Below are 12,315 nucleotides of genomic sequence, written 5' to 3'. Positions count from 1 at the left end.
TTGCCTTTCCGTAACCGACCAGTCAACCAACCACCCGTAAGAATGACCGCACGCTTAGCTCTTCTGCTATTACTTTTCCTATTTCCAGGTTTATCATACGCCCAGCGCAAGCATTACGACATTATTAATTATAATACAGATAACGGCCTGCCGCAAAACAGCATTACCGCTATTCAGTTTGATCGTAAAGGTTATTGCTGGCTGGGCACACAAATGGGATTGGTACGCTTCGACGGGCAACGATTCAGCCTTTATGGCTCGGATAATACAAAGGGACTCAGATCAGACAGGATATTCAATGTAACCCGGGACAAGGCAGGCAATCTGTTTGCGAGCACCGGAGGCATTGTCAATATATTAAAAATAGACGACAATCCTTCTTTAACGGCTCCCGTACCGGTCCTGCTCAGGCAATCTGCACCCGAGATTCCGACACGGGGCTTCGTAACGCCGCTTGTACATGCCGACACGATAAAGAGCCACCCTGCCTTCGAGATGTCCTTAGGTACCCCTATGGGTAGTATGTATTTTATCCGTTCTACCGGCAGCTATTATATCAAAGCCCAACAAAAAACGCAGCTTCCTTTTAAAGGCCCCTATGAACGGGACCGGATATTGCTGGTCGACGAAAACCTGGTGGTGCTTGGAGACCGGAACGAAGTCTCCGTATGGACAGGAGCGGCAGAGCAACCGGCGCCGCAATTACGGGGACCGCTCTGGACAGATCCGGATTTTAAAAAAGGTAATTTTACAACCCCGGTAAATGCAGGCGGCGCCTATATCTATGCAGGGAAAACCTTGTACCAGCTATCTCTGGTCCGCAATAAGCTCTGCAGCGAGGTCGTATTGGAGCACATTGAGATCCCCGCCGTATCCTGTATTTATGTTGATAAGCCCAATAACAGGCTCTACATCGGATCGGGCGTATCGGGCTTGTTTATCATTACCCCAACTGAATTTTATACACCTCCTGTACCCCTGGCAGGCTTCTATCAGGGCTTTTACAGCCAATCTGTAACGGAGGAAGGTATCCTTAGCCAACGCTTTCTGTTCCGCAAAGACGGCACGCATAAAGAGTATCCGCTCATACCACAGATGAAGGCCACCTGGTACCGGCCCGGAACCGGGAACTTATACTATGCACCCGATCTGTCCCTGCTGCGGTTTCATCTCCCTACAGGGAAAACACATCATCTGGCCACCTTTCCAACCCCTGTATCTTCGATCTTTCCCGATCCGGGACGAAAAGAAGACCTGATATTCAGCACCAGCTTCGCTATGGGTAAAATAGTCGATGACACGGTTACCGGGCTGCAAAAGATATCGGGTCTGCGCAAAGGACAAGAACTGTTTGCGTGCTATCCTGCCGGAAACGACACCTTTCTGCTGGCTACATGGTCCGGGGTAAAGTGGTACGATTACCGGCACAACAGAATCTACCGGTCAATATTGGATTCCCTTATGGTAAGGCAGCTCTACGCAGAAGGCTCGCAGCGTATATGGATCGCCAGCTATGGAAAGGGCTGGTATCTCTACAACATGGGCCGTGTCATCAGGATGCCGGATGGACCACGGGATGCATTAAAAACGGTAAATGCCATTATCGATGACGGACGAGGCTATTTCTGGCTCAGCTCCAACAACGGGCTGTTTAAGGTAAGCAGACAGGCATTGATTGATTATGCAGAACACAGAGCGGAAGAGGTATACTTCTATGCTTTTACCACACAGGATCATTTACCCACCAATGAATTCAACGCCAGCAACCCTTCGTATGTATGGCTTCCCGACAGTATGCTGTCGCTGCCCAGCCTTAAGGGCCTGGTATGGTTTTATCCTCATAAAACGCCCGTTTTCCTACCTGATAAAAGTATATACATCGAGTATATCCGTCTGAATGAAACTGTGATAGAGCCTACAGACGGAAACCTTAGCCTGCCCCCGGATCATGGCAGGCTCAGCCTGAAGGTGAGCAGCCCCTATTTTGGCAATAAAGAGAACATGCAGCTCCAGTTTAAGATAGAAGGACTGGACGATGACTGGCACGATGTACCGGAAAGTGGTGAGATCATCATCGACAGGTTGCCTGCAGGCACATTTGCATTAATCGTCAAAAAAATAACGGGCATGGAACCAGGACAGTATATTCATGTCAGGTTACCGATACAAGTCCGTCCCTACTGGTACCATACACGACTATTTTACTTGCTTCTCCTGTTCCTTTTGATCGTCTTTGTTTACTGGCTGGTAAAATTACGGACACGACTGCTACAAGTGCGTAACCGTAAATTAGAAATGCAGGTAGCCTTGCAGACGCGCGATCTCAACCGTGTTATCCGCCAGCTGATACACTCTGAGGATGCGTTGAAACAAAGCAACCAGACTAAAGATAATATCATTACCACAGTACTGCATGACCTGCGTTCTCCTATACGGTTTATTTATACCATCAGCAGGCATATCGCTTCCGATCACCGGACCATGCAACAAGATGCGCTGGATATGTACCTGCAGGAGCTCAGGAGCAGCACCGCATCCTTAAACAACTTTACAGATCAGTTTTTCACCTGGGCGCTTAGCCAGCATCGGTCCTTTTCGGCAAAATATTCCAGAGAAGCGCTGGCAGCTATTTTCCAGGAAACAGAAACGCTCTATGCCGATATCATGAGCGCCAACGGCAACAAGCTGATTGTAGCATCGCCTGCATTGTATTGCTACACCGACCCACAGCTGTTGTCTATTATTATCAGGAACCTGCTGGATAATGCCAACAAATATACCAGCAAAGGTGTCATAAAGCTTGCGGCAACTCTGTCGGACGACAACGTGATCATAACCATAAGCGATACAGGGAAAGGCTTTAAGCCGGAAGCGCTCAGCGCCTTCCTGGACAAAAATAAAACGGATCCCCGCAAGGGAAGGGGTGGTTATATCATATTGAGCCTGCTTGAGCTTATAGGAGGGCACCTGGAAGCTGTTTCCGAACCCGGCAGGGGTACAACATTCAGCGTGATATTGCCCCGGCAGGATGAAGCCCCTGATAATGGGCCAGACGGCTAAGCTCGATCACCGATTGCACATTCAGCTTCGTAAATGCCCGCCCCTTAAGCGTACCGGCGGCAGAGGGACTTATCAACAGGATTTTCGCGATCGCCACTATCCCCAGTCCCTGCAATAATAACAAGACTATTTCATTCTCCCGTTGCGACAACAACGAGAAAGACTTTATATCCCCGTCTTTAATATTTTGTTCCTTGTAAGTTTCCTTTTTCTTGTAAGCGTGATAGTCGCTGCTATCGTATATTACGGAACGGATCACCTTGGTAAAGGCCTCGTCAGATACGTTTTTATTGATGTAAGCACAGGCGCCGTTATACAAACACTGGGGAGCAAAGTCCCTTTCGGGGGCTACACTGACAATAACGACCCGGAGCCCTGGCTGTACATTCAAAGCCTGCCATATCAATGCTGTGCCTTTCTGGTCGGGCATCATCAGGTCGCTGAGCAGCATCGTATAGCTCTTTTGCTGCAGGAGCTCCAGCACTTCGTCACCGGATTCAGCAAAATCTATGACACAATCTTCGCCCAGGGCTTTCCGGGTGAGCAAAGCCAGTCCCCGGCGAACAATAGAATGGTCATCGGCAATGAGTATATTCATAAAGGCATCCGTTTAGTAATTGATGTTGGTAACGATCGGGCAAGCTAAAGCAAACCGGCGCCAGGAACCTTAAAATCTGTATGCATAGCCCAAGGCATAAAGGTAGGGCCTGGCATCATGAGAAATTACCATAAAATATAACCGTGGCTATATTTCTACAAACGACCCGCAAAATCGACAGTATTTTGCAGTGCCCTGCAGTTATATCAGTCGTAACAGTGTCTCGTCCAGGGGCCCGGACGCATAATAGCTGCGGGCCGTAAAACAGGATAATAAAGAGGGTTTAAAAGGGTACGTGTAGTTGGTATAAGAAAGGGCGCCTTCATTGGCGCCCTGTTTTTTCTGATCCGACGCCAAGCTTCCGGATCCATTCTGCCAGGCTATTACACCTAAAAAACGGCGGGATAAAATCTAACAATGCAAATCTTTGAAGCCCCGCTGCTTTTCATTACGAGTCTCCTTCACCAGGTGGGTCAATTCAGGTGGCAGGCTTGCCATTTGCTTATCCTGCCATGCCCGCTCCTCAGCTACCGAGCCGCCAGATTGCTTAACAGCTTTTAGGGCGTACAAAGCAGCGCCCACACAATGGTCGGCCATATGGGCAGTGGAAACGGCTTGCCCGATCGATTGGGCGATGGCTTTCCATACCGGGTCCGGTATATCACGGGCAGCAGCATGTGCCCCATAAGCAGCCTGCATCGCTGCGCCGGTTTTCAGATTTCCTTTTTTCCATTCTTTGGCAACATGAATTGCATGTGTCAACCGCTGATCAGGCATACGGCCAGGAACCAGTAGCAGGACATGCTCAACGCAGTCTATTGCCCAGTTCATCAGCTGTTGCTGATGGTGCAAAGACAGGCTACCACCACGGTGCGCCGCTACAAATTCTTTTTGTCTCATTTCCTTTAGCAATTAGCCCTTCCCTGCCATTTGGACTCGCTATCGCAGGCGCTCCTCAACCGGCAGGATTTAAAATCAGGTGATTCCACCATATCAAAGAAATACAAAAAATCCCTGCCGGAGACAGGGATTTTTTGCACTAAATATAAAAGAGGCTATGGCTCAGACGCCAGGAATCGTTTATGACTATTGCTTCACGATCTTATAATGCATCCGTTCGCCGGTCTGCAATATCACGATCACCGTATAGCTACCCGCTGTAGTATGCGATAGGTTCAGCTCAGCCACAGGGCCCGCTGCTTTGGTCTGCAACACAGCAATACCTTTCATATCGTATACCATCACCGACTCTCCTGCCTGCAGGCCTTCTACTGTAACAAGCCCTTTATGAACCGTCGGGTAAACCTTGATATGCCGTTGTGGTGCACAACCCAGGTTGGCCGATACAATGCGGCTGTAGTGATAGCTGCCATCGCGGTCTACCTCTTTCAGGCGGAAGTAGTTCATACCTTTTACACCATGGCCGAACGAATAGCTGTAGCTATTGCCGGAGCCACGTGCCGCTACCCTGCCCGCCCCGGTAAAGCTGGCGCCGTTGCTGCTCCAACCGATCTCGAAGTAATCAAAGTTCAACTCCACTCCAGTGCGCCAGCTCAACTGCACATCGCAATCCGCTTCGGCCTTGGCAGTAAAGGACAGCAGGTCAACAGGGACAATATTACCTACCCGTACGATTACTTGTGCCGTATCACAAAGAGCATCCGGCACAGCGCTGTTGCACACCACATAGCTGAAGGTATCTGTGCCGCTAAAGCTGGGATTGGGCGTATAAGTATAGGTACCGTCCGGGTTCAGGCTCAGCGTCCCGCTGGTAGGTGGATCCGAAGCCAGTGGGCTATAGCTACAGGGTCCTGTACGGCAGGTATCATTGGCAGTCACCGTACCATTGAGCGGCGTATTTATGGGCGTGGTTACCGTATCATCCACAGCTACGGGCGCTCCTGTAATTGTTAAAAATACTTGCGCCGTATCACAAACGGGCGTTGGCACAGCGCTGTTGCACACCACATAGCTGAAGGTGTCTGTTCCGCTGAAGCCAGGGTTGGGCGTATAAGTATAGGTACCGTCCGGGTTCAGATTCAACGTGCCGTTTGTGGGTGGTTCAGAAGCCAGGGGGCTATAGCTGCAGGGCCCATCGGGACCACAAACATCGTTAGTGGTAACGGTGCCGTTCACGGGTGTGTTCATCGGTGTAGTCGCCGTGTCATTAACAGCCGCAGGACTGGTGATCGTAAGCAACACTTGTGCCGTATCGCACAGCGCCACAGGACTAGCGCTGTTGCACACCACATAGCTGAAGGTATCCGTTCCGCTAAAGCCGGGATTGGGCGTATAAGTATAGGTACCGTCTGGATTCAGGCTCAGCGTACCGTTCGTAGGCGGATCGGAAGCCAATGGGCTATAGCTGCAAGGTCCCATACGGCAGGTATCGTTGGTCGTTACTGTACCATTGAGCGGGGTATTCATTGGGGTACTTACTGTATCATTCACCGCTACAGGAGGACCGGTCACGGTAAGGAATACCATAGCCGTATCGCATGCCACTGGCGTAGCACTATTACACACCACATAGCTAAAGGTATCTGTTCCACTAAAGCCGGGGTTGGGTGTATAGGTATACGTTCCATCAGGGTTCACGGTTACCGTACCGTTCGTGGGCGGATCGGAAGCCAGCGGACTGTAATTACAAGGTCCCATACGGCAGGTGTCGTTGGCAGTTACCGTACCATTGAGCGGCGTATTCATTGGGGTACTTACCGTATCATTCACCGCTACAGGAGGGCCGGTTACGGTAAGGAACACCATAGCCGTATCGCATGCCACAGGCGTAGCACTGTTACACACCACATAGCTGAAGGTATCTGTGCCGCTAAAGCCAGGATTGGGTGTATAGGTATAGGTACCATCGGGATTCACCGTTACCGTACCGTTCGTGGGCGGGTCAGAGGCCAGCGGGCTGTAGCTACAGGGTCCCATACGGCAGGTATCGTTGGTCGTTACTGTGCCATTGAGCGGTGTATTCATCGGTATGCTTACCGTATCGTTCACCGCTACAGGAGGACCAGTTACGGTAAGGAACACCATAGCCGTATCGCATGCCACGGGTGTGGCGCTGTTACACACCACATAGCTGAAGGTATCTGTGCCGCTAAAGCCAGGGTTGGGTGTATAGGTATAGGTACCATCGGGGTTTATGGTTACCGTACCATTCGTGGGCGGATCAGAAGCCAACGGACTGTAGTTACAAGGGCCTATACGGCAGGTATCATTATCTGTTACGATGCCGTTCAGCGGTGTATTCATCGGAGTGCTTACCGTATCGTTCACCGCTACAGGAGGACCAGTCACGGTAAGGAATACCATGGCCGTATCGCATGCCACCGGTGTAGCGCTATTACACACCACATAGCTGAAGGTATCTGTGCCGCTAAAGCCGGGGTTGGGTGTATAGGTATACGTTCCATCAGGGTTCACGGTTACCGTACCGTTTGTGGGCGGGTCCGAAGCCAGGGGGCTATAGCTGCAGGGGCCGTCGGGACCACAGACATCATTAGCCGTTACCGTACCATTCAGCGGCGTATTCATTGGTGTACTTGCCGTATCGTTTACTGCTACAGGAGGGCCGGTAATCGTGAGGAACACCATAGCCGTATCGCACAATACCGGCGGGCCGTTTTTGCAGATCGTATAACTGAAGGTATCGGCGCCCATGAAACCCGGATTGGGTGTATAAGTATAGGTACCGTCCGGGTTCAGGCTCAACGTGCCGTTCGCAGGCGGATCAGATGCCAGAGGGCTGTAGCTACAGGCCCCGCCGCCGATGCCGCAGGTATCATTGCCTGCTACCGTTCCATTCAGGGGCGTATTGATCGTCGTCGTAGCCGTGTCATTCACCGCTATAGGTGCCGGTGGCGGGGTGAAATCGATAAAAATCGTGCCGGTGTTGCCGGGCAGACCGGCATTATCGGTAACCGTGTAGCCTATCGGCGTGGGATCGCCGGTAAAGCCCGGTTCGGGCGTAAAGGTCACGCTGCCGTTGGCATTCAGGGTCCAGGTACCTTGCCCGGGCACGGCGAAGCCGGTTGTATCGCCCTGCGCGTCGACAACAAAGCCGGTTGCGCCGGCAGGCGGTACCAGGCTGATGCTATCGGGCGATAAGGTACCGCCGCCCGGATCATTATCATTGGCCAGCACATTGGGTACTGTAGCCGGCGTGCCGGGCGTCTGGTTCGTTAAGGTGTCGTTGCTCACTACCGGCACCTGGTTGATGCCGAAGTTGGCATCGGTCACATTGGTCGTGCCCACCGCTACAGTCAGTACACCGTTGACATTGCCATCACTGCCCGCGCCGGCGCCCAGGTTCTCTCCCCTGCTCCGCCATCCGGAAGGAAGCGCGGAAGCCGGCTGCGTGGTAGCGCCTATAGCTACGGTCTGCGTGGTAATGATTACATTATAATTTTTGCTCGGAGTAGCAGCCAACGTATAAGTGCCATTAGCCGCTACAGATACTGTATCCAGTACCTTGCCGGCAGTCACATCCCAAAGCACAGCATACAAACCGCCGGGATTGACGCCTGTACCATTTACGGTATTATCGGAAAGTCCGTTCATATCGTTGTATACATTGCCTGATAGGGTAACGTTCACAAACAGGGCAGCCGGGCAAATCGCGCCATCGTTACTGGCTGATGCTGCAAAAACCGGCCCTACGGTTGCCGCCGTCCTGGCGGCGATATTCACCCGGAAAAACCGGCCCAGACTATTGGCGAAGACATAAAATCCGCCACTGGCGTCAAAGAAAGTAGCGCCATAAGCACTTGCTTCCGTCTGGATATTGCCTCCCGAAACAGCAGGCGACAGGTAAGTAGCCACTCCAGTTTTAGGATTGACCACTACAATTCTATATCTAAGAGTAGGATCGGTCAGGTTGGCATTGGTTATACCATAAAAAAGTCCGTCAGCAGGATTATAAGCCAGGTCATTAGCATTAGGGGTATTTGTAAATGTCCTGTCAAAAGGCGCCGTGGTAATCACCGGGTAAGGGTAAGTGGCGCTTTGGGGATTTACAATCCGGCCATAAGAAGCCGGGCGGTTAGGATTTACATCAACATAATAATAGCCGGCGTTTGCATTAAAGGTTAAAAGTAAATAACCGTCCGGCGTCACTTCACCGGCATTGAACCGAATGGTGGCAGGCAGGTTAGGTACGGTAATGAGTGTATATTGGGCGTTGCCATCAATTTTTACGATTTGGCTGCTGCTAAGTCTATAAGCATAAATCATATTGTCGATGTTTGAATAACCTACCGCATTAAGCTCGAATGTATGCTACTACCTACCTGCTGGCGGATGCCCGTAGCTACATTATATGCATACAGGGCAGTAGTCCAATTAGAACCTGATTGCGTGGCTACAGTCTGATAGCCCATGTTACTGCAGTCAAAAGGCGTAACTGCCTGACCGTATATCAAAGGACCTTTTGCAAAAAAAACAATACAAAAAAGCAGGAAAAACCGGCGCAAATAAAAACCGGCTTGCGTTTTCGCCGTTTCACGGTATAAGTGCAGCTTCACCTGGTGGTTCGGCCTTAGCCGATGGTCCGGTCCGGTAGGCCTGTGTGCCTCTGCAGGGAGGAGATTGGCCGGGCCCGGACCACCTGGAACGGGGATGGTACCATTCAAGGGGTCGTTCATTTTGTTCATAATTTTACTTAGCTTAAGATTAACAATGATGATTTTATCTGTAAAACATTCTGCCTTTCCTTTTGCCGGCGCAGGAGATGATGTATACATCGTACCCCGGAGAACTTACCGGCAAAGTTCGACCCCCTTCTGACAGAAGGCACTCACCTTACAGGGTGAATTCAAGGCATAATCAGGCATTCTTCCCGGAAGAACAGAATAGCGTTATCGGTGCCGAAAGAGATTTGCCACAGGCTTTCTTTGCCGCAGGAATCCATTCCAACAAACCGGCAGACTTTTTAGCGTCGTATGATGATCGCTCACAGCAATGCCAACACCATTCTGTAACAAGTAAACAACCGGCAAAACCACATACAGGAATAGCACAAGAAGCTTCTGCGTACAAAACTCCTGTCAACAAAAAGGCTGCTGTAATAAGAACACCGGCTTCCGGACATACAAGCCCCTTACAGGCTGGCGGCAAAGCTTCCGCTTTAGTTTCGATAGCTGCCGGCGTATTGTTACCAGCCTGGTAGCGCCTGCCTGCAAATACAATTCGGCAATGTCGATACTGTGATGTCGATGAAAAAATTCCCTTGTTGACAATAATGCAAAATTCCGATGAGATCGTTTACCCGCCTATAACCCTAAAGGGTGAAAATTAAGTTCGCGGTACAATAGAATCGCTCGCAGCAACAGTGTAAGACCAGGAGTGGGATCAGTTGATCCTGATGACAACAACGAGAGTTGTTACAAACACCAGGAAGTATGAAGCTTAGCATACTTACCAAAAAAGATACTATTGGTCCCGACCGGTTGAACCGCCAGCATAGGAATAAGATATTACCCGAATAGTAATATTACATACGATCCATACACCTGCAGGTTTTCCACCGCTACAGCCTCGGCTTTATGTCTTATTTGAATTTTATTTTCTTGTTTGCAACAAAGAAAATTATTTATTAAAATTCTTAGTTTATTGAATACGTCTATTTGAAATATAAAATCCAACTGCAAATCTCATGCCTTTTCTTTAAGGCCTGGAGTAATCAAACTACAATTATAGACTAACCTTGTTCCTCAAATAATATACCGATAAACTACTCCCATAACAGATAATCACCTACCATTCCATTCAGCCTTGATCGAAATCGACTTCTCTATCCGTCTAAAGGTCATTTTCACAGCAGGCGCAGGCAACCCGGGTCTTAGATCTATACAGCACCAGGCTTATACCACCGTTTTTCTACCTGACCAAACGTTTCCGGAATAGTGCATGTCTATGGATGCAGCCAAACCAAAACCGATATGAAGACAGGAAATACGTCGCCGAAAATCAACCTGAAAAAGATCCGGATCTTCCATCGCCTGGACGGATCGCCGGTAAGCACAAATAAGGTGGGAAAAATTAAGAATAATGATAGCCAGCAAAGCTCGTTTTGCTCAGCCGCTCCAATCTGCTGAATATAACAAGATCGTTACTCACTATCTGTAGCATAGAAGGCGGGCCGTCTTATTTCAGTTTTACAAAATTGCAAATGGCCAACACGATATGGCTATTCGGTTTGCGCTGTACTCACTTACAGCGCCAAGCCCGTCTTGTCATGCAGGTAAATGCCCAGCAACACTCCTGGCATCAGATCGGGCAAAAGCATGCCTGTACCGGGCGGCAATTGAAAGAAGACCTGTCCCCTGCCCCTGGCTTGTTTTTTGTAATAAGTAATGACAGGATCGCGCGCCGTATCCATCACATAAAAGGATGCGGAAGCAATATTTTCATGATCGAATATGCCGGCATTGTTTTTACAATCAACATAAACATTGCCGATGATACGGCACTTGTCCCGGAAGGAAGAACGCCGATCTTTCCGGAAACGGTTGAACAAGCTTCCCTTGAAAGAAGGATTGACATGTGCCCCACCATGAATGGTTATATTGAACCGGTCGCGGGGCTCAAAATAATGCAGCGCTATCGCGCGCGCTGCACGTTCAAATATAAATTGGTCCCTTCCCGGGCTGTATTGCTGTGGCGCCTGCAAGGCAAAGATCAGCTGCCCGATCTCCCGCTGCACAGCTTCAGGTACCTTGGTCTGCTGCCGTAGCCATTCGATCATGCCTTTCGTATCATGGGCTTTCAGCCGGAAGGTTTTTACCAGCGATATATATTCCTGCAGCAAAGTGCGATCGATGCTACTGCCGAGATCTTTTTGCAGCTTTTCCAAAAGATAGACCAGCGAACCGTTTCGCCGGTACTTTTCATCATATTCAAAATCACAACCAAAAAACCGGACGGGTATTCCTGACTGGTAAAGCTCATCCAAAAAATTGCGGAAATTCGGGAAGGCGGCAAAACGGTCTGTGCTATCTCCGCCCGTATCGGCAAAAAGATCGTTCAGCATCACCGAGGCGGAAAAAGGAATTTCAAGGAACAGGTTAATCGTATCGCCTGCACTTAGCTGCCGGCTTATGTGCTGCAACACATCCAGGTAAGCAATGGCGTTGGAAACGCAGCCATGCATTTCATTGATGAAAATAAGCGCTCCTTTATGTTGTCCTAATGAAGGAAAACTATCCAGCCTGTTGACCTGAGCCTTTACAGAAAGAACGCCGCAGCATAACAATAGGGACAAGTATAATCGTTTCAAGAATGGGGCCAGGATCATTTTCATAGGAGGATGCATTAAAGCTAAGCATTTTCGATGCAACACATTAAGTAACCCTTACTATTTTTCAGAAAAACGCATCGATGCAATAAAAAATATGCGAGAGACTTTTTTTACACCCGGTAAATACGTAAAAACACCTGATATTTTTCGCTTAGGTATCTTTAGTTTAGCTACCTAAGAGGCATAATATCATGAAAAGTACATTTATAGTGCTTGCCCTAATTTCGCAATAGACGATAATGCTGAAGCTTTCTTAGCAAACCAAAGAATAGACAATTAAAAAAACTAAACCATGAAAATACGGGGACTGATTATCGACCAAGAAAGAGCGGCCATCAACCTTCTTTTG

General features: G+C 49.3%; 5 protein-coding genes and 1 pseudogene. 1 reads left to right on the top strand and 5 read right to left on the bottom strand.

Annotated features, from left to right (window positions below):
- Window positions 1-42 precede the first annotated feature (42 nt).
- Window positions 43-3,060: a sensor histidine kinase gene (locus DZK30_RS06515; RefSeq protein WP_118973251.1), complete on the top strand. Its 3,018-nt coding sequence runs from the start codon at window positions 43-45 to the stop codon at window positions 3,058-3,060.
- Here the strand turns inward: DZK30_RS06515 and DZK30_RS06510 are convergent.
- The 5 genes and pseudogenes from DZK30_RS06510 to DZK30_RS06485 all read right to left on the bottom strand — a co-directional run bounded on the left by DZK30_RS06510 (window position 3,005) and on the right by DZK30_RS06485 (window position 11,969).
- Window positions 3,005-3,658 (bottom strand): response regulator transcription factor, encoded by a 654-nt coding sequence (locus tag DZK30_RS06510; RefSeq protein WP_118973250.1) that lies wholly within the window; start codon window positions 3,656-3,658, stop codon window positions 3,005-3,007. The two genes, DZK30_RS06515 and DZK30_RS06510, sit on opposite strands and share 56 nt — an antisense overlap.
- Window positions 3,659-4,069: 411 nt before the next feature.
- Complete coding sequence (locus tag DZK30_RS06505) at window positions 4,070-4,558, bottom strand: putative immunity protein (RefSeq protein WP_118973249.1); 489 nt, start codon at window positions 4,556-4,558, stop codon at window positions 4,070-4,072.
- Window positions 4,559-4,744: 186 nt separating this feature from the next.
- Entirely contained in the window at window positions 4,745-8,230 is a 3,486-nt protein-coding gene (locus DZK30_RS06500; protein WP_394342378.1) for an Ig-like domain-containing protein, read from the bottom strand.
- 60 nt (window positions 8,231-8,290) lie between these two features.
- Window positions 8,291-8,929: pseudogene (locus DZK30_RS26550) on the bottom strand (DUF6923 family protein); the annotation flags it as partial.
- A 1,951-nt stretch (window positions 8,930-10,880) separates the two neighbouring features.
- Entirely contained in the window at window positions 10,881-11,969 is a 1,089-nt protein-coding gene (locus DZK30_RS06485; protein ID WP_205529366.1) for a hypothetical protein, read from the bottom strand.
- Window positions 11,970-12,315: the final 346 nt, after the last annotated feature.

Source organism: Taibaiella koreensis, assembly GCF_003545715.1.
Taxonomy (GTDB): domain Bacteria; phylum Bacteroidota; class Bacteroidia; order Chitinophagales; family Chitinophagaceae; genus Taibaiella; species Taibaiella koreensis.
The sequence above is the reverse complement of the archived record's forward strand: the minus strand, read 5'-3'. Positions and strand labels throughout refer to the sequence as shown.

Bases quoted from the DNA above. Each gene is read 5' to 3' on its own strand.
- DZK30_RS06515 (WP_118973251.1), top strand. From the start codon at position 43: ATGACCGCACGCTTAGCTCTTCTGCTATTACTTTTCCTATTTCCAGGT.
- DZK30_RS06510 (WP_118973250.1), bottom strand. From the start codon at position 3,658: ATGAATATACTCATTGCCGATGACCATTCTATTGTTCGCCGGGGACTG.
- DZK30_RS06505 (WP_118973249.1), bottom strand. From the start codon at position 4,558: ATGAGACAAAAAGAATTTGTAGCGGCGCACCGTGGTGGTAGCCTGTCT.
- DZK30_RS06500 (WP_394342378.1), bottom strand. From the start codon at position 8,230: ATGAACGGACTTTCCGATAATACCGTAAATGGTACAGGCGTCAATCCC.
- DZK30_RS06485 (WP_205529366.1), bottom strand. From the start codon at position 11,969: ATGAAAATGATCCTGGCCCCATTCTTGAAACGATTATACTTGTCCCTA.